At 60.8% G+C, this 26,749-nt stretch carries 24 protein-coding genes; 16 read left to right on the top strand and 8 right to left on the bottom strand.

The features are described from left to right. Nucleotides 1-18: 18 nt before the first annotated feature. The gene (locus tag EKH80_RS03375) at nucleotides 19-1,485 is read left to right on the top strand and encodes a catalase (protein ID WP_126683317.1); all 1,467 of its coding nucleotides are present in this window, start codon (nucleotides 19-21) and stop codon (nucleotides 1,483-1,485) included. A 106-nt stretch (nucleotides 1,486-1,591) separates the two neighbouring features. Here the strand turns inward: EKH80_RS03375 and EKH80_RS03380 are convergent, their stop codons facing one another. From EKH80_RS03380 to EKH80_RS03395, 4 genes are all read right to left on the bottom strand, one after another. Next, complete coding sequence (locus EKH80_RS03380; protein WP_230473391.1) at nucleotides 1,592-2,530, bottom strand: alpha/beta fold hydrolase; 939 nt, start codon at nucleotides 2,528-2,530, stop codon at nucleotides 1,592-1,594. A 36-nt stretch (nucleotides 2,531-2,566) separates the two neighbouring features. Then, a complete protein-coding gene (locus EKH80_RS03385) occupies nucleotides 2,567-3,067 on the bottom strand; it encodes an SRPBCC family protein (RefSeq protein ID WP_126683318.1) in 501 nt (166 codons plus the stop codon). Further along, entirely contained in the window at nucleotides 3,045-3,443 is a 399-nt protein-coding gene (locus tag EKH80_RS03390) for an ArsR/SmtB family transcription factor (protein WP_230473392.1), read from the bottom strand. The genes EKH80_RS03385 and EKH80_RS03390 overlap by 23 nt, the downstream gene beginning before the upstream one ends. A 136-nt stretch (nucleotides 3,444-3,579) precedes the next feature. After that, nucleotides 3,580-5,004 carry an aldehyde dehydrogenase family protein gene (locus EKH80_RS03395; protein ID WP_126683319.1) on the bottom strand — a complete coding sequence of 475 codons (1,425 nt, stop codon included), beginning with the start codon at nucleotides 5,002-5,004 and terminating at the stop codon, nucleotides 3,580-3,582. A 147-nt stretch (nucleotides 5,005-5,151) separates the two neighbouring features. On the opposite strand from EKH80_RS03395, the gene EKH80_RS03400 reads away from it, so the two are divergent. Beyond that, nucleotides 5,152-6,054, top strand: coding sequence for a LysR family transcriptional regulator (locus EKH80_RS03400; RefSeq protein WP_196240330.1), 903 nt, complete (start codon nucleotides 5,152-5,154; stop codon nucleotides 6,052-6,054). A 61-nt stretch (nucleotides 6,055-6,115) separates the two neighbouring features. On the opposite strand, the gene EKH80_RS03405 is transcribed toward EKH80_RS03400, so the two are convergent. Then, on the bottom strand, nucleotides 6,116-7,015 hold the full coding sequence (locus EKH80_RS03405; RefSeq protein WP_126683320.1) for a LysR substrate-binding domain-containing protein: 900 nt from the start codon (nucleotides 7,013-7,015) through the stop codon (nucleotides 6,116-6,118). Nucleotides 7,016-7,199: 184 nt separating this feature from the next. Between EKH80_RS03405 and EKH80_RS03410 the strand changes: the two genes are divergently transcribed. From EKH80_RS03410 to EKH80_RS03445, 8 genes are all read left to right on the top strand, one after another. Continuing rightward, nucleotides 7,200-8,099 (top strand): alpha/beta fold hydrolase, encoded by a 900-nt coding sequence (locus EKH80_RS03410; RefSeq protein WP_126683321.1) that lies wholly within the window; start codon nucleotides 7,200-7,202, stop codon nucleotides 8,097-8,099. 36 nt (nucleotides 8,100-8,135) lie between these two features. Continuing rightward, nucleotides 8,136-8,876 (top strand): SDR family NAD(P)-dependent oxidoreductase, encoded by a 741-nt coding sequence (locus tag EKH80_RS03415; protein ID WP_126683322.1) that lies wholly within the window; start codon nucleotides 8,136-8,138, stop codon nucleotides 8,874-8,876. 95 nt (nucleotides 8,877-8,971) lie between these two features. Beyond that, nucleotides 8,972-9,370, top strand: a complete 399-nt coding sequence (locus EKH80_RS03420; RefSeq protein ID WP_126683323.1) for a DUF427 domain-containing protein — start codon at nucleotides 8,972-8,974, stop codon at nucleotides 9,368-9,370. 38 nt (nucleotides 9,371-9,408) lie between these two features. Further along, complete coding sequence (locus EKH80_RS03425; RefSeq protein ID WP_126683324.1) at nucleotides 9,409-10,155, top strand: SDR family NAD(P)-dependent oxidoreductase; 747 nt, start codon at nucleotides 9,409-9,411, stop codon at nucleotides 10,153-10,155. 613 nt (nucleotides 10,156-10,768) lie between these two features. After that, entirely contained in the window at nucleotides 10,769-11,917 is a 1,149-nt protein-coding gene (locus EKH80_RS03430; RefSeq protein ID WP_126683325.1) for an HlyD family secretion protein, read from the top strand. A gap of 22 nt (nucleotides 11,918-11,939) precedes the next feature. Continuing rightward, nucleotides 11,940-13,208: a hypothetical protein gene (locus tag EKH80_RS03435; protein WP_230473393.1), complete on the top strand. Its 1,269-nt coding sequence runs from the start codon at nucleotides 11,940-11,942 to the stop codon at nucleotides 13,206-13,208. Next, the gene (locus tag EKH80_RS03440) at nucleotides 13,205-15,178 is read left to right on the top strand and encodes a glycosyltransferase (protein ID WP_126683326.1); all 1,974 of its coding nucleotides are present in this window, start codon (nucleotides 13,205-13,207) and stop codon (nucleotides 15,176-15,178) included. The genes EKH80_RS03435 and EKH80_RS03440 overlap by 4 nt, the downstream gene beginning before the upstream one ends. Nucleotides 15,179-15,192: 14 nt before the next feature. Next, the gene (locus tag EKH80_RS03445; protein ID WP_158628731.1) at nucleotides 15,193-16,722 is read left to right on the top strand and encodes an efflux transporter outer membrane subunit; all 1,530 of its coding nucleotides are present in this window, start codon (nucleotides 15,193-15,195) and stop codon (nucleotides 16,720-16,722) included. A 649-nt stretch (nucleotides 16,723-17,371) separates the two neighbouring features. On the opposite strand, the gene EKH80_RS03450 is transcribed toward EKH80_RS03445, so the two are convergent. Both EKH80_RS03450 and EKH80_RS03455 read right to left on the bottom strand, forming a co-directional pair. Next, nucleotides 17,372-20,239 carry a type 2 lanthipeptide synthetase LanM family protein gene (locus EKH80_RS03450; RefSeq protein WP_126683328.1) on the bottom strand — a complete coding sequence of 956 codons (2,868 nt, stop codon included), beginning with the start codon at nucleotides 20,237-20,239 and terminating at the stop codon, nucleotides 17,372-17,374. 149 nt (nucleotides 20,240-20,388) lie between these two features. Then, nucleotides 20,389-20,580 carry a DUF6229 family protein gene (locus EKH80_RS03455; protein WP_126683329.1) on the bottom strand — a complete coding sequence of 64 codons (192 nt, stop codon included), beginning with the start codon at nucleotides 20,578-20,580 and terminating at the stop codon, nucleotides 20,389-20,391. A gap of 233 nt (nucleotides 20,581-20,813) precedes the next feature. On the opposite strand from EKH80_RS03455, the gene EKH80_RS24040 reads away from it, so the two are divergent. After that, nucleotides 20,814-21,401, top strand: coding sequence for a hypothetical protein (locus EKH80_RS24040; protein WP_148110418.1), 588 nt, complete (start codon nucleotides 20,814-20,816; stop codon nucleotides 21,399-21,401). A gap of 19 nt (nucleotides 21,402-21,420) precedes the next feature. Here EKH80_RS24040 and EKH80_RS03460 read toward each other — a convergent pair whose 3' ends face one another. Next, the gene (locus tag EKH80_RS03460) at nucleotides 21,421-22,311 is read right to left on the bottom strand and encodes a leucine-rich repeat domain-containing protein (RefSeq protein WP_126683330.1); all 891 of its coding nucleotides are present in this window, start codon (nucleotides 22,309-22,311) and stop codon (nucleotides 21,421-21,423) included. A 166-nt stretch (nucleotides 22,312-22,477) separates the two neighbouring features. Between EKH80_RS03460 and EKH80_RS03465 the strand changes: the two genes are divergently transcribed. The 5 genes from EKH80_RS03465 (at nucleotide 22,478) to EKH80_RS03485 (ending at nucleotide 26,719) form a co-directional block, all read left to right on the top strand. Further along, a complete protein-coding gene (locus EKH80_RS03465; RefSeq protein ID WP_126683331.1) occupies nucleotides 22,478-22,951 on the top strand; it encodes a MarR family winged helix-turn-helix transcriptional regulator in 474 nt (157 codons plus the stop codon). A 54-nt stretch (nucleotides 22,952-23,005) separates the two neighbouring features. After that, a complete protein-coding gene (locus EKH80_RS03470) occupies nucleotides 23,006-23,980 on the top strand; it encodes a carbon-nitrogen hydrolase family protein (protein ID WP_126683332.1) in 975 nt (324 codons plus the stop codon). Nucleotides 23,981-23,998: 18 nt separating this feature from the next. Then, nucleotides 23,999-24,919, top strand: a complete 921-nt coding sequence (locus EKH80_RS03475; protein WP_126683333.1) for an NmrA family NAD(P)-binding protein — start codon at nucleotides 23,999-24,001, stop codon at nucleotides 24,917-24,919. A 111-nt stretch (nucleotides 24,920-25,030) separates the two neighbouring features. After that, complete coding sequence (locus EKH80_RS03480; protein ID WP_126683334.1) at nucleotides 25,031-26,053, top strand: alpha/beta fold hydrolase; 1,023 nt, start codon at nucleotides 25,031-25,033, stop codon at nucleotides 26,051-26,053. A gap of 204 nt (nucleotides 26,054-26,257) precedes the next feature. Continuing rightward, entirely contained in the window at nucleotides 26,258-26,719 is a 462-nt protein-coding gene (locus tag EKH80_RS03485; protein WP_126683335.1) for a DUF6130 family protein, read from the top strand. Nucleotides 26,720-26,749: the final 30 nt, after the last annotated feature.

The raw sequence follows: 26,749 nt of genomic DNA on the forward strand, positions 1-26,749 counted from the left end.
GTCGTAGAGGACGATACGATGAATGACAAGACCAAGCTTTCCCGCCTGACCCACGCGACCGGCGCACCCGTCAGCGACAACACGAACATCCAGACGGCCGGCCCGCGCGGCCCGGCTCTGTTGCAGGACGTGTGGCTGCTCGAAAAGCTGGCCCATTTCGATCGCGAAGTGATCCCCGAACGCCGCATGCACGCCAAGGGCGCAGGCGCCCACGGCACGTTCACCGTCACGCACGACATCACACGCTATTCCAAGGCGAAGCTCTTCGCCGGGATCGGCAAGCGCACCCCCGTGTTCGCCCGCTTCTCGACCGTGGCCGGCGAACGCGGCGCCGCCGACGCCGAGCGCGATATTCGCGGCTTTGCGCTCAAGTTCTATACGGAGGAAGGCAACTGGGACCTGGTCGGCAACAACACGCCGGTGTTCTTCCTGCGCGATCCGCTGCGTTTCCCCGACCTGAACCACGCGGTCAAACGCGACCCGCGCACGGGGCTGCGTAGCGCCGATAGCAACTGGGACTTCTGGAGCCTGCTGCCGGAGGCCCTGCACCAGGTCACGATCGTCATGAGCGAGCGCGGAATTCCACGCTCCTTCCGCCATATGCACGGCTTCGGCAGTCACACTTACAGCTTCATCAACGCGGCGCATGAACGCAGCTGGGTGAAGTTCCACTTCCACACGCAGCAGGGCATCCAGAACCTGACGGACGCGGAAGCGGAAAGCCTCATAGGCAAGGACCGTGAAACCCATCAGCGCGACCTCTACGACAGCATCGAGCGCGGCGACTTTCCGCGCTGGACGCTGTTCATCCAGGTCATGACCGATACGCAGGCCAAGGCCATGCCGTTCAATCCCTTCGATCTGACCAAGGTCTGGCCCAAGGCGGAGTATCCCTTGATCGAAGTGGGCTATTTCGAACTGAATCGCCATCCGGACAATTTTTTCGCAGAGACTGAGCAAGCGGCCTTCTCGCCCGCGAACGTCGTGCCGGGTATCGGCTACTCGCCGGACAAAATGCTGCAGGCCCGCCTGTTCTCTTACGGTGACGCACAGCGTTACCGCCTGGGCGTGAACTTCCATCACATCCCGGTCAATGCACCCCAGTGCCCGTTCCACAGCTACCATCGCGATGGCGCGATGCGCACCGACGGCAATCTCGGCGGCACGCCAGCCTATTGGCCGAACAGCAAGGGCGTCTGGGCCGATCAGCCGCAACTCAACGAGCCGCCGCAGGAAATCGACGGCGCGGCAGCCCATTGGGATCATCGCCTCGACGACGATCACTACCAGCAGCCCGGCGATCTGTTCCGGAAAATGAATCCGTCACAGCGGCAGGCCTTGTTCGACAACACAGCGCGAGCCATGCAAGGTGCCCGGGACGAGGTGAAGCAGCGTCACATCGACAACTGCAACAAGGCCGATCCGGCGTACGGGGCCGGCGTTGCGGCGGCCCTGGCCAAGCTGATCGACGACGTCTTGGCTTAGGCGCCTGGAGAGTTCACGCTGCGGGGCGTGTCCGATTGTTCAAAACATCGAAGGAGATACGCCACTCTCCCGCGCTCTGATAGCTCCATGAGCGCTTCGCGAGCCCCTAACCTACTGCCGTTGATGCAGCTCCGAGGAAGCGTTCGACGATCTCCGGCAGCATCGGCTCGACGGGAAGCGTGTAGTGGGTGGTGTTCGGCAAGATTGCGAGCTCGTTTGCGGGCCGCAGGGAGCCATCGATCCCGGCATCGCGCTGGCCGCCTCCCAACGCCTTCCAGAACTCGACCATGTGTTCGGGCCGGATGGCGTCAGCATCTGCAAAGATCAGCAGTGTGCGCGTATGAAGCTTGGCGACATCGGCGCTCCAGTCCCAGGGGCGCTTGGTCAGGTCACCGACCTTCCTGAAGAGCTTGGTCCAATCGACATCGGGATAGGCCTTCCCTAACGGCGATGCCTTGACGCCAGGGCCGAGCGTAGCGGCGTTGGTCTCCAATTGCTTGAAGGCCACCACGCCCTCCGGATAAAAGCCGTCCTGCCTCATCGTCGCGGACACGAGCACGAGCCGGTCGACCACGTCCGGATGGCGGATAGCGGTCTGCAGCGCGACGCTGGCGCCGAACGAGTAGCCCATTACGTCGGCCTTGCCGAGGTTCAGATGGCCGATCAGGGCGGCAACGTCATCGCCCATCGATTCACTGCGCAGTGGCCTGTCAGTGTCTGGCGTGCGCCCATGTCCCTGGAGATGGACGGCGATCACCTGCCGGCCCTTGGCCAGTTCGGCCAGATTGCCCCCGAAGCTGTCGGGGTTGATGCCGCCGTGGAGAAGAATGAGCGGCTTGCCGCCGCCATGCATGCTGTAAAAGAGATGCTGGCCATTGACGTCGGCAAAATGCTCGTTCGAAACGGCGGGAGTCTGCTTGGCTTGAACGGGAAGGTCCGCAATCAGCACTGCGGTCGCTACGGCAGTTTTCAGGAAATCGCGTCTGAGCATATTGTCCTCACGTGGCGCCGAATGGGCCAGCGCGGTGGTGATCGTGTGATTCATCGCCATCCCTTCCCTACGACGGTAGCGGCGGTGTGGTCACGATCCGTCTGCGAGCAACTCATCCAACTGCGCGAACTGTTCGGGCAGAGCTTCCGCCGAACCGGCGAGGGCTTCGTCGCGGGCCGCTTCGGTGGGGTAGAGTTCGTGAAAGGTGACCAGCGTCTTGCCGGCGTTTTCTTCGAACGTCACCGTGGTCACGGCGCCCTGGTCGCTGTCTTCGTTCGTCCATATAAGACGCTTGTGCGGCGTTACTTCTGAGTACGTGCCGAAGAACGCCATCGGTTGATCGAAGTCCGGATGGCTGAACACGAGGTGATACCTACCTCCGGTACGAATATCCATCTCGCACGAGACCAGCGACATGCCCACCGACTTCGGAACCCACCACTGCTTGAACAATTCGGGTTTGCTCCACGCTTCGAAGACGATGTGCGCCGGGGCATTGAACGTTCGCGTCACGACGAGTTCGCGGTCGGACTTGCGCTCCACAACGGTGCGGTTCATGGCGGCGGAACTACCTTCTTTTGTTTCTGGCATTTGCCCTCTCCTTGCGGTTCAAGTGCTCGACAATCTCGTCCAGCGCGTCGAAACGCGCGCTCCACAGTTGGCGGTGCTGCTCGATCCAGGCGACCTCTTCTTCCAGCCGGCGCAATCCGAGCCTGCAGGTTCGTACGCGCCCGACCTTTTCCGTGGTCACGAGCCCCGCCTGCTCCAAGATGCTGACGTGCTTCTTCATGCCCGTGAGGGTCATGTGAAACCTTTGGGCAAGGTCGGTGATCGAAGCGTCTGAACCCCCGAGCTGCTCCAGCACACCGCGTCGGGTGACATCGGCGAGCGCGGCGAATGTTGCGTCGAGGCGAGCTTGATAGTGAACCATGTGGTTCACTGTAAGGCGCACATGGGTGATTTGCAAGCGGATGACCCCGCGGGGGCAAATCGCACGTAGCTCATCTTCCGCTCCGAACCCAAACGGCGAATGCCTGGCGTGGGCAAAGTTCCGACCGACGGCTTGGTGGCAGCCAGATCAAGACGTCAACGGAACAGAGGGATTATCCCGCCGCCATCAGCAAGGTCTTGGGTTCAAGGTACGCGCTCATGCCCCATCGGCCCATCTCGCGGCCGAGCCCGGAGTGCTTGAAACCACCGAACGGTGCGCGTGGTTCGTGGGCAAGCGTGTTGACGAGTACGCGGCCGGAGTCGATCTGGCGCGCCACGCGCTCGCACCGTTCGAGGTTTTTGCCTAGTACGACGGCGCTGAGGCCGTAGCGCGTGTCATTGGCAATGGCGATGGCGTCGGCCTCGTCGTCGTAGGGAATTATCGTGAGTACGGGGCCGAAGATTTCCTCGCGCGCAATGCGCATGCGGTTGTTCGCGCCAGTGAAGATCGTCGGCTTTACGAACCAGCCGACGCGCAGGCCATCGGGCCGGCCCTCGCCGCCGGCGAGCACTTGTGCGCCCTCCTCGATGCCGAGGCGGATGTAGCTCTGTACGCGTTCCCACTGCTTCGCGCTTACCATCGGGCCGATGTCGGTCGTAGCATCACGCGGATCGCCGGACTTGACCTGTGCGACAGCCGCCTTCGCAACCTGCTCGAATTCCGCTAGCCGCTGCCGTGGCACCAGGATGCGCGTGCCTGCGATGCAGGCCTGGCCGCTGTTGGCGAACCCGGCCTGCAGCACTAGCGGCATGATCGCGGCGAAGTCCGCGTCGTCGAGCACCACGGTCGGCGACTTGCCGCCTAGCTCCAGCGTTACGCGCTTCATCGTCTCGGCACCGGCGCCGACCAGATGCTGGCCAACCGCGGACGAACCGGTGAACGAGATCTTGGCGATGTCGGGATGGCGCGCGATGGTTTCGCCGACCACGTCGCCGCGACCATTGACGATGTTGAATACGCCTTGGGGGAGACCCGCTTCGTGCAGTGCTTCGACGACGACCTGCGTCTGCATCGCACTCATTTCGCTGGGCTTGATGACAGCGGTGCAGCCGGCCGCCAGCGCCGTCGCCAGCTTGTTGCAGATGAAGCCGGCATCGCTGTTCCACGGCGTGATCAAGCCAGCGACACCGACTGGCGTCAGGATCACCCGCGCGCTGCCGACTTGTTCCTCGAACTCGAAAGATCGAAGCGCTTCAATGGCCTGCATGATGACGTCGGCCGGATAAGTCGCCATCCAGCGACCACGCGCGTGCGGCGCGCCGTATTCGGTGACGACGGCTTCCATCAGCGCATCCTCGCGCGCCGCGATGGCTTTATGCATGCGCTCAAGCGCATCGATGCGCTCCTCGCGCGTGGTGCGCGACCATGCTGGAAACGCCGCCTTCGCCGCTGCGATCGCGCGCTGCGCGTCCTGCTCGTCGCCCAGCCGTACCTGGCCGATGACTTCCTCGGTGCTGGGGTTGTGCAGGTCGAACCATTCCTGGCCGTGTGGCACGACGAATTCGCCGTTGATGTAGATGTGTTCGATACACCGCATGTCGACTTCCTCTGGAAAGGTGAATTTGCCCCGCCAAGCTGGGAGAGCCGGCACTTGGGGGCGTTGCACGACGCAGTCTAGAGATGGATCATTGTCCTGATAATCAGGTTTATAGTGAATGGCGTATTCCGAATATCAGGATAATCCATGCATCGCACGGGAATGACCGAACTGGAGGTGATCCTTGCCGTCGCGCGTCGCCACAGTTTTCGCGGCGCGGCGCAGGAGCTGGGCATGTCGACCACGGCGGTGAGCGGCGCCGTGGCCGGGCTGGAGGCGCGCCTCAAGGTGCGCCTGTTCAACCGCTCGACGCGCAGCGTGGCACTCACCGACGCGGGGCAGCGCTACGTAGAGCGTATCGCCCCGGCACTCGCCGAAATCCACAGCGCCGGCGAGGAAGCCGGCAGCGGGCCCGACACGCCCAGCGGCACGCTGCGGATCAATGCGCCGCACGGAGCGGCATCGCTGCTGCTGGAACCTCTGTTCGGCCCTTACGCGCGACGCTACCCCGAGGTGCGCATCGACCTGGTGAGTGAGTCGCGCATGATCGACATCGTGGCCGAAGGCTTCGACGCCGGCATCCGCCTCGCCGAATCAGTGCCGCAGGACATGATCGCCGTGCCGCTCTCCCGCGACCTACGCATGTTGGTGGTGGCGACGCCCGAATATCTGGAACGCCACGGTACGCCCAGGCATCCGCGCGACCTGCTCAAACACCAGAGCATCGGCATGAACATGTCGCACGGTGGCATCTACCGCTGGGAACTGGAGAAGAACGGCCACAAGCTGCAGATGGACCTGCCAGTGCGCATGGCACTCAACGAGCTTTCCGCAATCAAGCAGGCGGTGCTGCTTGGACTGGGCATCGGCTTCATTTCCGAATGGCTCATCGCGGAGGAACTGCAAGCCGGCACTCTGGTGCCCGTGTTGGTTCCGTGGTGCATGCCCTTCGGTGGCCTGAGTCTTTACTACCCAGGTCGCCGTTTCGTGCCCGCACGCCTGCGCGCGCTGATCGAACTGGTGAAGGAGTTGCGGCTGGCCTCGGGCTGAAACAAGTTCCCCAATATTGACGTCGAACCAGGGCAACGCGTACTCGTCGCGCGTCTTCAACTCACCGCTGCAGTTTTGACACGCGCGCAATCAAGTCGTCCAGATGCGACAAAAACATCTTCAGGATGGGTGAGCTGTTCGATTTGCTGTAACCGGCCACCAGATCAATGGTGGGCGGCTCGCCGGCCAGTGGACGGCTCACCACAGACCACGGCATCAGGTTCTCCACATACGTGGGAATGATCGTGACACCGCGTGTTGAAGCCACCAGCGACATCACCATCGCCGGATTGTCCACCACCTGTTCTGGCGTCATTTGCACATCTGAGCGCGCCAGGTAGTCATCGATCACCGCCTGCAACACCGTCGCTTTTTTGCCAATGCCGATGAAGGGCTCGCCGACCAGATCCTTGGGGTGAATCGTATCGCAGGATGCCAGGCGATGATCACTGGGCATCAATACAATTAGCGACTCGTGTGTAACCGGGTGATACGCGAGATCGTAATCGGGTTCCGCGCGCAGGAATGCGAGATCGAGTTTGCCGCGGACCAACGCTTCGGCAAGGTCCGGCGAATAATCGCTTGAAACGGTGACATCGATGTTCGGCAGTTCGGCGCGAAGAATGCGTATGGCTTCCGGGAGCCAGGTCATTTCCTGCCCGGTGAGAAAGCCGAGCGAAAAACGTTGCTTACTCGGCTGCGCCGCCTTGCGCGCCGCCTCGACGGCGATGTCTACCTGGCTCAACACCATCCGCGCGTGATCGAAGAACACCTTGCCCGCTTCGGTAAGGGTGATGCCGCGCGCGCTGCGGATCAGCAGAGCTGCTCCCACCTGATCTTCCAGATCCTTGATCTGCCGGCTCAACGAAGGCTGCGATGTGTGCAGTCGCCGTTCGGCGGCCACCGTCAGGCTGCCTGTTTCGGCGACCGCGATGAAATAGCGCAGGTGACGCAGCTCCATGGGTTCACTCCTTTGTCATACTTTTTAAGCATGGTGTCAAGCTTACAAAGTCTTTTTAAAGTGCGCCAATCAGGCTCATATTTCGATCCGTGGCGATATGGCCCGGCGCGGTGGCGATGCCTTAAAGGCTCCTGCGGACGGGCGGCTAAGTGACCCATCTCAATCCCTTATGAGGAGTTTCGACATGACCACGCACACGCATCAGACCGCACCGACCCAGTACGTGGAAGCCAACGGCATTCGCTTCGCCTATCGCCGTTTCGGCAAGGTTGGCGGTGTGCCATTGGTACTCAACCAGCACTACACCGGCACGATGGACTACTGGGACCCGGCGGTAACCAACGGTCTGGCCAAGACCCGCGAGGTGATTCTCTTCAACAACGCCGGCGTCTCCTCGAGCTCCGGCGAAGTTCCTCCCAGCTTCCCGGAAATGGGCGGCAATGCCATCGCCTTCATCAAGGCGCTCGGTCTTTCCAAAGTTGACGTGCTGGGCTTCTCCATCGGCGGCATGGTGGCCCAGGAAATCGCTGTGCAGGGCGGCGATCTGATCCGCAGGGTGATCCTGGTCGGCACCGGTCCGCGCGGGGCCGATATGGCCGCCAGCCAGTCGCATGCGATCTTTTCAGGCACCTACGATCCGCCTGAGCAGCTGTGGCTGGCCGTTCACTTCTCGCCCTCGGCCTCCAGCCGCGAAGCGGGTCTGGCCTTCCTCAAGCGCAAATGGGAACGCCAGGATCGTGATCCGGAAATGAGTGCCGAAGCCATCGCTCGCCAAGGTGAGGCCATCGGCAAGTACATCGCCCAGCACGAAGGCGTGCTTGACTATCTGAAGGGCATCCGCCAGCCCACCCTCGTCGTGCAGGGCAGCGATGATGTGATCATCCCGACGCACAACTCCTACGTCTTGCAACAGAACCTGCCCAACGCCCAGCTGATCATCTACCCGGACGCCAATCACGGCTCCTTCTACCAATACCCGGAGCTGTTCGTGGCACAAGCCACACAGTTCCTCGACGCAGGATTCAAGACGCCCGACGGTGTGTCCGGAAACCTGCCGTTCCCTGCCCTTCCGTCGTCCAACTGAACCCTCTTACTTCACTACTTTGAAGGAATAACTCTCATGGCAAACCTGACCAACAAGACAGCACTCGTAACCGGCGCCTCTCGCGGCATTGGCGCGGCCATCGCCAAGCGGCTGGCCGCCGATGGTGCCAGCGTGGCAATCACCTATAGCAAGGGCGCCGCTGCCGCTGCCCAGGTGGTGAAAGACATCGAAGGAGCCGGCGGCAAAGCCATCGCGATCCAAGCGGACGCAACCGATGCCAAGGCTGTCAACGCCGCGGTGGAACAGGTTGCGAAAACCTTCGGCCGACTCGACATTCTGGTCAACAACGCGGGCACCGCCATCCCCAAGCCGTTCGAAGAAGCCACCCTGGATGAGCTGGACACGGTGATCGATATCAATCTGCGCGGCGTGTTCATCGCCACGCAGGCCGCGCTCAAGCACCTGCCGGATGGCAGTCGCATCATCAATATCGGCTCCTGCGTTGGCGAGCGGAATATGACGCCGGGTCTGGCGGCTTACGCCGCAACCAAAGGCGCGGTGAAAATGTTCACGCAAGGACTGTCGCGCGAGGTCGGGTCCCGCGGCATCACGGTCAACAATATCCAGCCCGGCCCCATCGACACCGACCTGAATCCCGCCGAAGGCGATTGGGCAACACCGCAGATCGCCAACACCGCGCTGAAGCGCTACGGACAGGTTGCGGACGTCGCCGCGATGGTGGCCTTCGTCGCCGGCCCCGAGGCGGGCTATATCACTGGCGCGAGCCTGACGGTTGACGGCGGTACCAACGCCTGAGAACGCATGAGGGTAGCCCATTGCAAGAACCTCTCGCGCCTCTTTTTAGAGGCGCGTAAACCGGACGAGCAATCGTCCTCCCAAGGAGATCTCACGTGACCAAGAATGACCAGACTTCCACCAGATCGATCAAGAAACCTGGACCGGATCACCCCATCACGATCGAACGCAATACACATCGCGTTATCGTAAAAATCCTTGGGCAGGTCGTCGCGGATACGCGTCATGCCCTCACGTTGAAAGAAGCCAGTTATCCAGCAGTGCAGTACATTCCACGCAACGATGTGGATATGGCACTGCTGAAACGCACTGATCACAGCACTTACTGCCCGTACAAGGGCGAGTGCTCCTACTTCAGCATTCCGACGGGTGGTGAACGCGCCGTCAATGCGGTGTGGACGTACGAGCATCCCTACGAAGCTGTTGCGCTTATCAAGGACCACGTCGCGTTCTATCCCGATCGCGTCAATGTCATCGAACAGCTTGACGGCTGATTCCGCCATCCGACCTCCCCTACGAACGGAGAAATGTCATGAGCAATCTCACGGGTAAAACGGCGCTGGTGACCGGCGCCTCACGCGGTATCGGTCGGGCCGCCGCGCTTGCCCTGGCCAAATCCGGCGCCCAGGTTCTGGTCCATTACCGCAGTGCGCAGAAGGAAGCCGATGCCGTCGTGGAAGATATCCGTAAAGCCGGCGGTCGTGCCGAGAAACTAGGTGCCGATCTAAGCATGCCGAACGGTCCGCATGAATTGGCCAGACAGGCTCGCAGCATCATCGGCGACCGATTGGATATCCTCGTGGCCAACGCTGGCGTCTCAAAGGCAGCGACCATCGAAGACACCACGGTCAAGGACTTCGACCAGCTCTTTGCCGTGAACGTGCGTGCGCCGTATTTCCTGATCCAGCAACTGCTGCCGACCATGTGTGCGGGCAGCAACATCATCTTTACCTCTTCGCTCGTTGCGCGCGCTGCGGTAGGCGACCTATCCGCTTATGCGGCGACCAAAGGCGCCGTCGACACGTTGGTCAAGCATTTCGCAGCATCGCTGGGCTCCCGCGGTATCCGCGTCAACGCCGTCGCGCCAGGGGTGGTGCAGACGGATATGTCCCATTTCACCAAGACTGAAGAAGGCCGGAATGTGACACTGGGCATGCAGGCGCTCAAGCGCCTCGCACAGCCCAACGATATCGCCGGCGCCATTGCGTTTCTTGCCTCGGACGAGGCGCGCTGGATTACCGGTGACACCCTGCAAGTGGATGGTGGTTCGAAGCTGTAGCAAAAGGCGTGCCTTGGCTGACTGGCTGTTGATTACCTGCGTGAAACGGACGATGTGTAAGAGTCGCAACTCCTACTAGTGTGTCGACGGGCTTGTGATCGCCGAACAGCGTCACCCGAGTCGCTTCGTTAAGGTGCTGCGTCGCGACATCTGCGTGTCAAGCGACTGTCGGCAATAAGTCGAGTAATCGCAGCCATTGCGTTAAAATTGTCCTTCTCTCGAACTCAAATCTAACTGATCCATGGCGTGCGAGCGGATCAAGTCAGACGACGTTCATTCGCGTTCAACTATTCCTTTACGCATCTGGTGCTGGCGCAGTGCATCAATCGAGTTTCGTAATTCCTGCGATTCGCAGCACGTAAGTCCTCTGCGCACCAGATACAGCCAACTCGCTGTGTCATCTCGGATTGAGATGTTCGCTTTCTCATCGCTCCGCTTCGGCGCACAGGCGTGGGCGTCTGTGCGACTTCAATGACAGAGACGAACCATTTTGAAAACTCAGTTGATTCCCCGTGAACCCCTACACCGACCTACCGCGTTACCACCCAGCAAGATCAAGCCAGACAAGAAGTCATCGTTCGCCCTTGTGCCTCGCCTCGCCGGCTACGCACTCATGGCCTTCATTGGCTGGCTGCTGGTGTCGACGCTGGTTGAGCCCTGGATTTCCACCAGTGCCACGCGCGCCGTCATAAACGCACCAGCCATTCTGATCACCGCGCCGATCAGCGGCACGGTAAGCGCCCAATACGCGCAAAATGGACAACCCATTGCGCCAGGACAAACCATCGCCGTAGTGAAGAACACCACCGTGCCGCGTGATGCGCTAACCACGCTTCTTACGCAGCGCCTTGAGCTGCAAAGCCATCTGGACGACGTCAATAGCCGTCTGCAGGCCGATCAACACATGCTCGACTACACCAACACGCAATATGGCAAATACCAGGAGGCAAGCTTGGCCCAGCTCAAGACCTCCTACGCGTCCATGCAGGCCCAGCAGGATGCGGCAGACGCCAAACTGGAAGCGCTCGATGCCAAATATGCACGCGCCATGGCACTGGAACGTGACGGCGCCATCAGCGCGGCCAACGTAGCCACCGCGCGCGCGGATGCCGATACCGCGCGCAAGGAAGCCGACGCATTGGATATGAGCGCCAAGAGCGTCAGCGCAGGCATCGCCGCCGCGCAACGCGGCGTGTATGTCTCCGCCGGGCAGAACAGCAATGGCCAGTTGCCGCAACTGGCGCAGCACCGCGCCGATATTCAAAACAGCATCAAGGAAGAGCAAGCGCAGATCGATGCGATGAACCAGCAGATGGACCATCTCAACCAATTGGTCACGCATGAGCAGGATCGTGTGCAGGCGCTCTCTGACTATGCGGTCAAAGCCTATGCGCCCGGCACGGCACAGGAAGTGGTCGCCCCGATCGGCACGCAAGTGGCCGTAGGAGCGACCTTGGTTCGTGCCACCGACTGCAGCAAGACCAATGTCGTGGCGGTATTCCCTGCGCGCATGACGCCACGCCTGAATATCGGCACCGAGCTGCGCGTACGTGTCAGCGAAACCAGTCGCGCACGCAGTGCGCACATCACGCAGCTGATGCCAAAGGCCACCGAGTCCCTGCAAAACAGCTACAGCGCGCCCTTCCCCTATGCCGAAGATGGTTCTGTCTACGCACTCGCACAATGGGATAGCCCGGACCCCGCCGACCCAGCACTGCGATCCTGCACGCCTGGTCGCAGCGTGATGGCAAGCTTGCGTTGATCTCGTGCCGAAGGAGTCTCCTATGTCTACGCGATGGCGTCAGGTTGCAAGCGTCGGCCTGATCTTCACGATGGTTGCATCCACGCATGCAAACGCCGGCACTTTACAACAGCAGCTCGCTGCCAGCAGTTGTGGCACCTTGCGCTCGGCGGCGATGGCGGAACCTGGCAACGGACCTATGCTGTTGCCGAGCTACCCCACCTTGAAACAAGGCGATGACGCGACCCGGGCGCTGGAAAACGTGGCATTCGTCTACGACAACGCCTTGGCCGGCATCGCGCTCAGCGCCTGCGGAAACCCTGATCAAGCGCGTCGCATCGCCGATGCCCTATTGCTCGCCGCTGTGCATGATCCCAGCTTCAAGGACGGTCGGCTACGCAATGCCTACCGATCAGGTCCGGCCCATGCCGACAAGGTTGAGCTGCCTGGCTACTGGCAGAGTCATGGCAACTACTGGAGCCAGGACCCGTATCAGGTCGGCACCGCCGTAGGTAATGTCGCGTGGGCCGCGTTGCTGCTGCTGAGCGTCTACGATCACAGTCACGATCGTCGTTATCTGGATGGCGCCGTGGCGCAGCTTCGCTGGATCCAGGATCACGCTTCAGGCGCCGCATCGCCACCGGGCTATGAGGGCGGCTTCTTCGGTTACGACAATGCTCAGCGCGCCCAGCACTGGAAAGCCACCGAACACAATATCGACGTCTATGCCGCCGCCACCTGGGCCGGCCGCGACAGCGGCGACCCGGCGCTCGCGCAACAGGCGAAACTGGCAGCTGGCTTCGTCTATTCGATGTGGGACGACACGCAGCATCGTTTTCTTGTGGGCACCCTGGACGATGGGAAGACGCTTTCCCACGACAAATCCGGGCTGGACGCCCAGCTCTGGCCACTGCTGGCGTTCAGTTCGCCGCCGGCCGAATGGAACCAGGTGTGGTCATGGGTCGATACGCAGCATCGCTACGGCAATGGCTACGGCTATCGCCGTCATCCCGATGGGATCTGGACCGAAGGCACGGCGCAGGTCGCCACCGCGCTGCAAGCCAGCGGCAAGCCGGTGCCCGACGCCGTCTGGCAGTTGCTCGCGGCACAACGCAGCGAGAGCGGCATGCTCTACGCCACGCCGCAGCGGAGGATCGGCACTGACTTCGCGATTGGCCCCACGTCGACGTATGCCGACTTCTTCTACTACCACCTGCCGCACTTGGGCGCGACTGCCTGGGCTGCATTGGCAGGCATGGGCTGGAATCCACTCACCGGTCGCCCGATCGCGCGCACGGAGGCCACGCCATGACCCTGCCCGTCGATGAGATGAAGCTGCTGCATTTACTCGCGCTGACCGTGCTGTTCGGTATCGGCATGGCGTGCGTGGCCAATCCGAAACGGTCGCTCCATCGCCTTGTGTTCGGTACATTCTCGGGCGTCCTGCTACTGCGCTATGCCATCTGGCGCGCCACTGAAACTCTGCCTGATCCCAGTCACGGCTTTGCCAGCGTGTGGTCTTACGTTTTCTTCTTCTTCGAGATGGTTTCCATCGTCTACACGCTTGCCACCATCGTGGTGATGGTGCGTCGTCGCGATTCGCGCCCATCCGCCGATGCCGGCGAAGCGAGGCTGCGCGCCGCGGGTGGCCGCGTCCCCGCGGTCGATGTATTCATTGCCACCTACAACGAAGACCTGCAGATCCTCGAGAAAACCATCGTCTCGGCGAAAGCCATCGACTATCCACATGTCAACGTCTGGGTGCTGGACGATACCCGTCGCGACTGGCTGCGCGATTACTGTGCGCGGATGGACGTGCACTACGTGAGGCGCGAGGACAACCGCCACGCCAAGGCAGGCAATCTCAACAACGGGCTTAAACTGTCCGCGCAGCACACGAACGCGCCCTACATTCTTGTGCTGGACGCCGATTTCGCGTCGCAGAAAAACATTCTTTACCGCGTACTCGGCCTGTTCGACGAGCCCAACGTAGCCTTGGTACAGACGCCGCAGTTCTACTACAACGCCGACCCGATCCAGCACAACCTGGGTGCGACCGACAGTTGGGTGGACGAACAACGCGTATTCTTCGACGTTTTCCAACCATCACGCGATGCGTGGAACTCAGCCTTTTGTGTGGGAACTTCGTTCGTGATATCGCGCGAGGCGATCACCCAGGCCGGCGGCTTCCCTACCGACAGCGTATGTGAAGACATCCATACGACCTATGTGTTGCGCAGGAACGGCCACATCACCCGCTGGCTCAACGAACGTCTCTCCGTGGGGTTGTCCGCCGAGGGCCTGATTGAGTACATCAACCAGCGCGGCCGCTGGTGCCTGGGCACGATGCAGGTGGCCCTGTTGAAGGATGGCCCTCTGCGCGGTCCCGGCTATAACCTGGTTGACCGGCTGCACTATATCCACGGGATGCTGCACTGGATCGGCAAGCCATTCCTACTACTGATGCTGATAGCGCCGGTGCTGTACTGGTACTTCGGCATCGCTGCGTTCTACACGACGCCGGAGCAGTTCGTTTTTTACGGCGTGCCAGCACTGGTCGGATTCTGGCTCTACGGCCCGTGGATCACCGAGCGAAAAACGCTGCCGATCTTCACCGAGGTGACCCAATTGGTGGCGGCCTATGCCGTGACGATGACCATGATTTCCGCTTGCTTCAAGCCGTTCGGGCGCCCCTTCAAGGTCACCGCCAAGGGGCTTGATCGCAGCAAAGTGGTTGTCCACTGGAAACTGGCCAGCTTCTTCATCGCACTCATGCTGTGCCTGATGGCGGGCGCTGTTAATAGCGTGATGACTGCTCAGATGAATGGCGGCACCGCGTTCAACCTGGCATGGACACTGATCGCGCTAGTGCTGGACTTGGCCGCGATCGTGGCGTGCGTTGATTTGCCGCGATTGCGGCAAGAAGAGCGCTTCCCCTTCCCGCGCGCCGCGCGCTGGCGTCAAGGTGGGCATGTGCAATCTAGCGAGTTCATCGATATCTCGCTCGATGGCGCGGCCATGAGCCACAGCCCCGTGATGCCCACGCCAGGCGAAGCGCTTGAAGTGTCCGTACCAGAAGTCGGTTGGGTGCCGGCCACGGTGGTGCGCCTCAGTAAACGCCGCTTGTGTGTGCGCTTCAAGCCGAATGAGGCAACCCGGCACCTCCTGATCAAGCTGATTTTTTGTCATGCCCCACACAACATCGCCGTCAAGGCACGTCCGCTACGCGCCTTCGCCCAACTGATGCGCATGGCTGGCTTTGCCCTCTTTCCTCCGCGATGATCCTGGAGATTGCCATGAAACCACTACTGTGCTCTGCCGCCCTTGCCAGCTGCATGCTGGCCGGCTGCTCGATGGAGCCGACTTATCAACGGCCCGGGATGCCCGTTCCCGACAGCTTTCCGTCGACCGCGCCAATCACACGAACCGCGCCGTCAACGGCAGCAGCACAGGCCGACGCCGAGGTAGCCAACCTAGACTGGCATCAGTTTTTCAAAGATACGGCGTTGCAGCGCCTGATTGAAATCGCCCTCGGCAATAACCGTGATTTGCGCGTCGCCGCCGCCAATATGACTCAGGCACGCGCCAACTATGGTGTTGCACGTGCCAGCCTTTTCCCGGAGATTGATCTGCAAGCCTATGGCGGGCGGCAGCGCCTGCCGGCCATGTCACAGCAGCCGGCCAACGGTCTGCTTGGCCCGGTCCAGAATAACAACGACAAGGCGGCCACCTTCAATACCTATCAGGTACAAGCGGGCATGACCAGCTATGAGGTGGATTTCTTTGGCCATCAACGAGCGATCGCCCACGAGTCCGGCAAGCTGGCCGACGCCAGTGCGGCCGAGTACGAAGCCGCACGCATTGCATTGATCGGCGAAGTGGCCAATGCCTATCTTTCCCTCAATGCCGATCGCGCCCTGTTGCAGTTGGCACAACAGACCTTGGCTGCGCAGCAACAGCACGCCCAGGTTATGAACAAGGCGTATGGCGACGGCGGCGTGTCGGAATTCGACATGCGCCGATCGCAAGCCCAGGCAGACGCCGCCCAGGTAGACGTGGAAAACTTGCAAATCCGGATCGCCAAGGACACCAATGCCATGGCGGTGCTCATCGGTCAGCCGTTACCAGCCGGCTACAGCGCGCCAAGCCAATGGGAGGATCCCTTGCTGACCGACGTGCCGGCGGGGCTGCCGTCCTCATTGCTCGACCGCCGTCCCGACATCGTCGCTGCCGAAGACCGGTTGCGTGCGGCCAACGCCGATATCGGTCGAGCCCGCGCCGCCTTCTTTCCCAACATCGCGCTGACCGCTGTGCTGGGCACATTGAGCGGTGGCCTTTCCAGCTTGTTCCACGCCGGCTCGGCTGCCTGGACCGGTGCGGTTTCCGGCACGATCCCGCTGCTGGACTGGGGCAAGAACAAAAACGGACTCGCTGCCAGCAAGGCTGGTTACACCGGCGCGGTCGCGGCCTATGAAGGTACCGTGCAAGAGGCTTTCCGGGAGGTGGCCGACACGCTGGCCGTCCGCGACCATATCGTCCCCGCGCTGAAGGCCCAGCAGGCTCTGGTGGACCAATCGCAACGCATCTATTCCATCTCGCAAGTACGCTTCAAGGAAGGCCTCGACGACTATATATCCAGCCAGGATGCGCAGCGATCGCTTTACACCGATCAGCAAAAACTGGTGAGCCTCAAGCTTGAGCAGGCCGTCAACCAGGTCAATCTCTACAAAGCTCTGGGCGGCGGCTGGAATCCAACCCACAGCGGCAACACCACAGCACGCGTGACATTGCCTGTGCGGCAATCGTCCGTCCGGGCATCGCTTTGAAAGGCAGGCTTCGGCGCGAAACTTTCTGCGTAGGAATTCGAGAGCGACTGGCGCCATCACCCAGACACTGTGGTTGGCGCGCGCTCGCTTGCGAATGAGGTGCTTCGGTGATGACCCTAAGAAAGTCATCGCCCAATCAACAGGCACTGAGCTACCACCGTTTCATCTTCTGCCGGCCCATACGAAGTTGGCGACCGGTTCTGCGGGCGGCTAGCAGCGTATTCACCGCTAGAAGTGGTCGACTGTGCGACAGTTTGGCTACTCGTCGCTTTACACGAGCCAATACTTGCTCATCAGTGGGACAACTTGACCAAACGGCCATGCCGCCGCTGGGCCTCGTCTTCCCGACGTGTGCGGGCATCTCCCGCCCAACTCACCAGGGGCTGGACTTGTATGACAGTCGATGTGACGCGGAAACTACAAAGCGCACCTCGCCGCAAGCCCGAAAGCCAATGCCAGATGGACGTCATCCCTACCCTTCCCCTTGGGTGAAGTCACGAGTGTTGCAGTCGCGTCCCGCCAGGGCCATCGGAAAATTTCTAGGTAGGGGTTTCGCGCGCTCTCCCGTCTCCGGCAGCCGTAGTTGATGTACCAAACTTCGGTGCATGAAGAACAGGCCAAGGTGATCCTCGACCATCGCGAGCCTTTCTCAAGCCAGGGTAAGCACCGAAGGTAGCTGGCTGGCCGGATGCATACGCAGCAGTTGATAAGCCACTCCTGCGACGCCGGTCATCAAGCCCGGCACGAAAATATCCTTGGTCATGCCGCAGGTGGGACCATGACTCTCCAGACTGCTGAGTATCGAAGCCTGCAGGTGTTCGCTGCTCATGCCTTTCGGAGCCTCGCCCGCGGCGATGGCGTGCTCAAACATTTCCCACACGCTGAGATCGCCGTGGCACAGGCAATGGTCAAGGCCAAGGCCAAAGTGCCAGGTCGCCGCTGCGGCGCGACGTAGCAGCAACCGCGTGGAGGGATGTGTCAATTCAGGGTCGAGGTCTACATGCGCCAATCCAATACCGACGGCCCCATTGCACCATGTCGCGGCACCAAGGGCTCTTTCGGTCGTGCGCAGATCCCTCCAATTGCCATGCTCCGTATCAAACAATGAGTCGTCGTAAGCAAACGCTGCGTCCGCCAGCTCGTCATAGCGGGATTCACCGCTGGCACGGGCTAACTTGCGCAGAGCCCAGCCGATGCCGGTTGCCCCGTGCGAGAAACCACCCAAACCCGCCATGCCCGATTCGCCGCCCCAACAAGCCAATCCATCCTGGTAGCGAGCACGCTCGCACAACAAGTCACCGAACTGTCGAGCCATCGTCAAATAGCCGCCAACCGGTAACGCCGCAGCCAGCGCGAGCAATGGTGGAATGGCTCCTGCGACACCGCTGAGTACGTCGTGGGTGGTGTCTTCCATGACGGCGTTGGGAAGCTGAGCAGCCAGTGCGCAGGCGCGATGCAGCATTTGCTCCTGCTCGATGCCCCAGCGAGCCAGCGTCAGGCAAGTCCAGATCTGAGAGCCCAGGCCAACATAGCCCCCCGGCAGGCGCGGCCTGATCTTGATGTCGCCGGCTTCGTCACGTAGACGCGTAGTTTCTGCTTGATCCAGGGTGCGCAAGGATGCACTGAGCAGCTCATCAAGGCCATCCACCGAATTGGCGCGCCCGGCATCGGTTTCGCGCAGATAGGCCGCAACCGCTACGGCGATGCCGGAGATGCCGTTGTAGAGATCCTGCTTGATCGGTTGCGTAGTACGACTAGTTGGGCCGACCACCGGAGCGATCCAGGCGATGCTGCCGTCGCCGCCGCGAATGGCGTTGGCAAGGATCTGGCGCATGATCGCCGCAGACTGATGGCGACGGCGCCGTTCGATATCGCCTTGGCGTGCCCGCACGGACCATAGCGAACCCTGCTTGGGTAATAGGCCTTCGCCGATAAAAGCGCTAACCAGAGCGGCCTGGATCACTTGTCGATCCAGTTGCAAATCCGACGTCCGCCAAGCTTGCAACACTTCTTCAATCCGGTCGCCAGGCGCAAGCCACTGCGTCCTGCCAGGCCCATCAAGTCGGCCATGACGAGGCAAGGTGCTGAAAAAAGGGATGTCGCCGACCATCAGCGCGTCAATTTCAGCCTCGATCACGGCAGCATCGGAGGGTGCCAGCGCAGTGCGCTCGGCCATTTCCGCCAATAAATCGAAGGCGCGCTTTCGCGCCGCACCCTCGTCATGCAGAGATATGGGGTGCCACAGCATGCGGCCGATCTCGGCATAGATTTCCGTAGCCCGCACCACCACGCGTACCGGGCAATCAGCGAAGCGTCGCAGGCGCACCTGCAACTGGCCTTCGGCATCGAGACGCCGCAAGCACGCGGTCATTTCGTCAAAGGCTTCAAGTACCCGCGGCCAAAATCGCACCAAAGCCGGTTGTTCGCTGGGTTGATTCTGTGCGGCCATCAGCTCCGTCATGATGGAACCAAGACGAGCCTCGTCAGTGCCCACGTTCTCGATAATGGCTTGCGGCTGCATGGGTTGTTGCCCCCGCAACCTACCAATGCCGGAACTATCGACACCGCGCCAGCCCAAAGCTTGGCCGCGTGCTGGCAGTAGCCCTATGGCCAGGACGGTCCCTCCGAGCACCTCGACTGCCTGATCAACGGCCTGCCCCCATCCTGACGGACGTGGCGGCATCCTTGGGGTAAAAAGCGTCTCGCAATCCACCACCACGGGATGTGGCCCCATCGCGATGAGATTCTCAGCATGCAGATCACTGCCACCCAGCACGCGCATTAGCGCTAACCAATGGCCGATGCCTCGGTAGAAGTCGTGCAGCTCACTGTCGTCGGCGGCATAGCGATGCGCGACAAACTCGGCCCACCCGTACCCTGGATAGACCGCAACGCGCGGAACTTTCATCGATGAGGTACTACCGCAAGTGGCCAAGTACTCGATCAAATCGTGCAGCTCGGCATCTACAGCCACCGAATGCGGCTTATAGACTAAGCGGCCACCTTCGGTGCGCAGCAGAACCACCGACTGGCCGTCGCAATGGCTGTCACCGGTACCGATGCTCAGCTCCAGCAGATCCCCCGGCTTGCCGCCACACAGTGATGCCAAGGCAGGCCGGTCTGTTGCCCACCGCTGAGCAAAACGCAGTATGGCGGAACAACGGTTATCGACAATACGGGCTATTCGAGTGGATAGCGTGGCATAGTGCTCAGCCAAACCCTCCCACCAGCTCAACTCAGCGGCGATCGCGCAAAATTCCCGCCAACGCTGCTGGGCGTCTTCACCCCCCAACCGTCCGGTTACCCGGGCGGCATTGAGTTCCAACAAGAGCAGCCGGGTCAGCTTGCCGTGCAGAGTCGAGAGCAGAGACGAGCGTGTTGCCTGGAGTATCGTTGCGCGCTCGCACGCACCTAGCCCCGGTATGGTTTGAAGCTGGGCTGCCAGTCGAACCAAGCCAGGCTCGACAAGGCAGCCCAAAGTAGCGGTAAAACCGCCAGCATCTGCGGATGAAGGCATCTGGGGATTACGAGCCGCAGAGACAGTGGCGCCGCTTTCAGCGACCTTCACTAGCGAAACCCTCTTTCAAAAGCGCTTGCATAGAGGCTTGATTCCTCGCAATAAGACGATTTCAATGAAGGTAGACGCTTGTCGTCAGGAGCTGACGCTCAATTACAGCAGTTATCGTGAATGGCGGTGCCGCAAGTACACAAAAAATTCGTAGTTATCGATTCGGCGGAATTGACAATATCGGCCTTGGCATATTTTCCTCCGATGAACAGTGGGCCGGCCGGACTATCGACGTCCGCGCTCGCACGCCATTGCGCAACCAAGGCCTCACCTTCCAATACCGTGTCCATAGCACTCTCCTCACTGTTAAGTTTCGGCTGAGTAACGAAAACGACAAAGGATTCCCCCTACCGGCCACTCACCCCATTTCGTGGCCGTTCCCAAAGTTAGCACCAGGTCGAATGCGTGGCAATGAGAGCGCTAAAAGTCAAGGATAGGCGAAAAGAGGTCGGAAGCTTTAGCATCCCTTCATTCGATCAAGAAATGGCAAACTAGTCGGAGAGTTCTTTAGGGGAATATTTTCATGCCATGGCTTCCGATATACGCGTCGAGGCATGATCAGGCCGAATTATTTGAGTATTTGAACAACTCGCCGGACCTCGCTTTCATCAGGTCCGATGGAGCGGGACGCTGGCGGGCATTCGAAAAGCTCGAATCGTGGTGTGACGGCAGATATTGCCTATGGCACACTGAAAGCGGCCCACTGCCACTTCTCCAAACTTGGGGCAAAGCTCATCGAGTCGTAAACGACCCCTTTGAAGGCTGGGTTGAAGTTCGCCCCGGCGCAGATAAATCGCAACCGTATTTCGGCGCGGGCCATCCGGGAATCATTTGGTTCAATGCCTATTCGTCAGATCCACGTTCAGCGAATGTCTCGACGATTGGTATTTCATCCTTCGAGTGGATTGGAAACCACTATCAAGCTCTCGGCAACGTCGCCGCTCCCTCTACAAAGGCCCTATGGGGCTCACTGCGTCGATGGGTGAGCAAACGTGCCGTCAAGGTCCCGCGTGATGGGCCGGCGCAATCCACACCAGCTGAAATTTGGGCCATGAGCGACGCTCTTGAACTATTCTCGAAAGGCATTCCTGGAGCTCCCAATCCACCCTAAGTGACAACAACACGTGCCCTTAGCTCCTGCGCGGGTGCTCGGCGAGCGCCTGCGATTTCGCCACGATGAAAGCCTCCTCGTGCCGCTCAATCTGCTTGCTGTCGCAAATACGGCATAGCAGCTTTCCTCCCTTTCCGGTCAGCATCACCTTCGAATCTTGCCTGCATTGCGTGCAGATGCTGAAGCCGGTCCCGGCCAGGTCGAGATAGGGCTCGAACCAGCGGCATTGGGTGTTCGGCAGCATCGCCGAGAGCCATGCATACTCGGGCATCGGCAGCCGATTGCCAACGCCGAGGAACTTGAGCCCCGACAGGTTCGCGAGCGGTCGCAGCGTTTTGACCTTCGATGTGTCGATCGCGAGTGACTGCAGCCATGTCATCTGGCCAAACGTTTCCAGTGCGCCAATGTCCTGCCGCGTCCACATGCTCCCGGTAACAGCGAGGGATTCGAGTGAGGTCAGCCGTGCCAGCGGCGAAAAATCCGTGACCCGCTTGAAATTTTCGATCTCGAGCAAGCGCAAGTTCGAAAGCGCTGCAAGTGGCTCGACGGACTCGATTTTCGTCGAACTGCCGAAATAGAGATAACGAAGGTGCCTTAGATTCCCGATCGAGGAGATGTCGCGGACATTGCTCCATTTGATCTGCAGGCATTCGAGGTGTGTCATGCGGCATGCAGCTTCGAGCAACGGCGGCGTGACATGCGACCACAGGCTGAGCCAGCGCACATTGTGCAATTCAGGCAACCGCTCGACCCATTGCTTGATCGCCTGCTTCTTTTCCTTTTCGGAAACGCGGCCAAGATCCCATGAGAGCTGCAGGCGCTCGCCTCCATCATAGTCACCGTAGGACGCGACCGACTTTGGCCACTGCGTAACATGAAATGGATAGGGATCGATGTTGGTCCAGCCCATGCCTTGCCGCCTTTCTATCAGGTGCCTCTGAGGCAAGTATATGCGCGCGCCATAGCGGCCTGTCCGAGTGCGTTTTGAGGTGACAAGGGCTGTCAGCAGACCCGATCAGGCCGCTCGTCCCATCCTGGGCTTGACATTATGGTGTATATACACTACAGTTCCTCCCATGAACCGCAACACGCCCCAAACCCTAGATACCGTCTCCAGCATCGTCTCAGAAGTGACGGCGCACTGCCTGATGACGCGGACCCGCCGGATCTCAAGGGTCGTGACGAGCCTCTTCGACCAGGAGCTGCGTCCGTACGGCCTGAGCTCCTCGCAGTTCTCCCTGCTCGTGCTGATCGCCCGCATGGACGGCGCCAGCCGGGCCGAGATCGGTCGGGCCAATCACCAGGAACGCTCTACGTCCACGCGCAATCTGCAGCTCGTGATCGATCAAGGCTGGGCTGAAGAACTTGTTCCGGAAAAAGGCCGCAGCCGCCCCATCGTGATTTCGAAGGCTGGCCGCACCCTGCTCGCTCAAGCGATCCCCGCGTGGCGTGCCGCCCAGGTCAAAGCCAAGCAACTACTTGGCGCTGACGGGGCTTCTGCCATTGTCCGGCTGTCCTCTGGCCTGCCCATCGAGGAGCTGGCCGGCTGATCCTTTTTTTATCAACTATGTTGCATATACACCATATCTCATCGAGGAATCCCCATGACCATCGTTAAAGCCGCTGCCGTGCAGATCAGCCCGGTGCTCTACAGCCGCGAGGCCACCGTCGAAAAGATCGTTCGCAAGATCCACGATCTCGGGCAACGGGGCGTCCAGTTCGCCACCTTCCCCGAAACCGTGGTGCCGTACTACCCGTACTTTTCCGCCGTGCAAACGCCCATGGCACAGCTGTTCGGCAGCGAATATCTCCGGCTGCTCGAACAATCCGTGACGGTGCCCTCGCCCACGACGGACGCGATCGGTGAAGCCGCCCGCAAGGCCGGCATGGTGGTGTCCATCGGCGTGAATGAGCGCGATGGCGGCACCATCTACAACACACAGTTGCTCTTTGACGCGGACGGCACTCTGATCCAGCGTCGCCGCAAGATCACGCCCACGCATTTCGAACGCATGATCTGGGGCCAGGGCGACGGTTCGGGACTGCGCGCGGTGGACAGCAAGGTCGGCCGCATCGGTCAGCTGGCGTGCTTCGAGCACAACAATCCGCTGGCGCGCTACGCGCTGATGGCCGATGGCGAGCAGATTCATTCCGCCATGTATCCGGGCTCCGCTTTTGGCGACGGCTTCGCCATGCGCATGGAAATCAATATTCGTCAGCACGCGTTGGAATCAGGCGCGTTCGTGGTGAACGCGACCGCCTGGCTCGATGCGGACCAGCAGGCGCAGATCATGCAGGACACCGGCTGCCAGATCGGCCCTATCTCGGGTGGTTGCTTCACGGCCATCGTCGCGCCCGACGGCACGCTGCTGGGTGAGCCGTTGCGCGCCGGCGAAGGCGAAGTCATCGCCGACCTCGATTTTGATTTGATCTATCGCCGCAAACAGCAGATGGATTCGCGTGGCCACTATGCCCGCCCGGAACTGCTCAGCCTGCTGATCGACCGCACGCCGACGGCCCACCTTCACGATCGCGCCGCTCGCTCCGCCATCGATTTGGCCCGCGCCGAAATTCTCTGACCAAGGCAGATCCATCCCATGAATACATCGAATGAGAGCCCCATCCTGGTCACCGGCGCTGCCGGCGACGTCGGGGCCGTCGGTCGCAGCGTGGTCGCCATGCTGCTGGAGAAAGGTCACAAAGTACGCGCGCTGGTGCGTCGTGAAGACGAACGCTCCGAGAGCCTGCGCAAGCTTGGCGCCGATGTGGTAGTCGGCGACCTGACGGATCTGAAGTCCGTCCATCGCGCCATTGAAGGCTGTCAGCGCATCTACTTCGGCATGTCGATCTCGGCGGCCTATCTGGAGGCGACCGCCAATGTGGCCGCTGTCGCGCGCCACCATGGCGTCGAAGTGATCGTCAACATGTCGCAGATGACGGTGTCGCAGATGGGCATCCATGAAACCACTGATAGTCCTCAGCACAAGCTTCACTGGCTGGCCGAACAGGTGCTGGCGTGGTCTGGCCTGCCCGTCGTCAACGTCCGCCCGACCGTCTTCCTGGACGGCTTTTTCCTGCGACTGGCGGCCATGGGCGTGCGCGACAACGACGAGCTCGTGCTACCGCTGGGAGGCGCCAAGACCTCGCCCATCGCCGCTTATGACGTAGCGCGTGTCGTGGCCACGATTCTCGATGACCCGGCACCGCACATCGGGCAGATCTACAATCTGACCGGTCCGGAGTCGGTGGATGTCGAGCAGCATGCACGTGCCTTCTCCGAGGCTCTTGGCCGAACGATTCGCTATCGCGACGTGCCGGTGGAACCGTGGGCCGAGAAGCTCCGTGAGTTCGGCGTTCCGCCGCATCTGCTCAGCCATCTCGCGGCGATGGCCCGCCTGCACGCGCAAGGTCGCTACGACCGCGCCACTGACGACGTCTTCAAGCTGACCAGCCAGAAAGCCATGAGCACGGCCGAATTCGTGAAACGTCATGCGGCCGAATTCACGCGTGGCCAGTGAGCCGTACGGCCGGTCTACTCCTTCCAAGATCACCAACGATCGCTGCTAACGAATGTAGGCACGACCTCGCATTCGCAACTCGATCACTCGAACGAATCAAGTATCACTTTCATGAAATGCCTTTCACTGTTCAGCTCCATCGCGATGGCTTTGGCCGTATCGGTATCCGCTACGCATGCGGCAGAAGTGCTTCCTTCCGGCGCCGCCCATGCCACCGGCAAGGTGTCCGATGCAGCTCTGGTCAAGTCACTTCCGGGCTTCAAGAACGCGTACACCGACGTTGACGGCGTGCGTCTGCACTACGTTACCGGCGGCAAGGGCGAACCGCTGGTCCTGCTTCCGGGCTGGCCGGAAACCTGGTGGACGTTTCACAAGATCATGCCTGCCCTGGCCGAGCACTACACGGTTATCGTCATCGACATCCGCGGCATGGGTACATCGTCGCGGCCAACAGACGGTTACGACAAGAAGACCATGGCCAAGGATATTTACGCACTGGTCCAATCCCTGGGCTACGACAAGGTCGCCATCGCCGGGCATGACATCGGCTCCGCCGTGGCCTATGCCTACGCGGAAAACTACCCGCAGGCCACCGACAAGCTGGTGATGATGGAATTTCCGCACCCCGACGAAAGCCTGCTGACGTTCCCGCTACTGCCCACGCAAGGTCCGGTCGGCGACAAAGTGGGATCGTCGCGCCCCTACCTGTGGTGGTTCGCCTTCAATCAGGTGAACGAACTACCGGAAAAGCTGCTCGCAGGCCGCATTCGCGTGGAGCAGGACTGGCTCTTCAAATACTTTCTGCAAGACGAGAACGCCATCGATGCGCGGGACCGCGCAGTGTACGAACAGGCCTACAACAGCGGGGAGGCCATTCGTGCTGGTAACGCCTGGTACCAGGCCTTCGGCCAGGACGTGGCCGATAACAAAGGCTACGGCAAGCTTGAGATGCCCGTCCTCGTGCTGGCCGGACCGGCCTACCCGTGGATGAAGGCAGTGGTCGGCAAGAAGGCCACCAAGCTCATCGCGTTGCCAGTGCCGAACAGCGGTCATTTCGTGCAGGAGGAGCAACCGGACTTCGTCAGCAAGACGATGATCGACTTCCTGCAAAACCCTGACACATCGAACCGATGAAACGACATTTGCGCCGCGTCAGTCAGTTTGTCCGATCGACGACAACGGGTCGCAACCAAGAATAGGAGATATCCCTTGTCCAACCCTACCGATAGGCAACCAATGCGAAAGGCGCCTGAACGCCTCTATGGCCATAAGAACGATTTAGCAGGGCGCCAGGATCTGCTTGATCCCCGGCCGAACTTGCGCGCAAGGGGGCATGCCATGTCATTCACCCTCAGAAGTCTCTTCATCGTTGCCTTTGGCTCCCTCTTTTGCACCGCTGCCTGGGGCCAAAATACGGCAGAGGGTGACCACCCACCGGCGCTCCTTCCCTTGGCATCGGAGCCGGCACCAAAGATCGTCGCCTATGCACCCTTGGCGGAGCCGCTGGCTCGTGGCGTCGCCATTATTCCATTTCGAACCGAAAACCTTCGAATCATGCCCGTGTTCGGCACGGCGGCGGCACAGGTATCACCACGCCTCGGTCATCTTCATGTGACTGTCGACCATTGGCCCGGCGGGTGGGCGCACACCAGTGTCGATCCGGTCATTGTGAACGCATTGGCGCCGGGTCCGCACAAGGTTCTCCTCGAGATAGCCGATCCGACGCATAAGATCATGACCAGTACAACGGTCGATTTCGTCGCGCCCCAGAGGAAAGCCGACGAGCAGCATGCGCACTAGTGTCCCGCGCACGAGCAAAAACACCACTTG

The organism is Dyella choica (assembly GCF_003977665.1).
GTDB lineage: Bacteria > Pseudomonadota > Gammaproteobacteria > Xanthomonadales > Rhodanobacteraceae > Dyella_B > Dyella_B choica.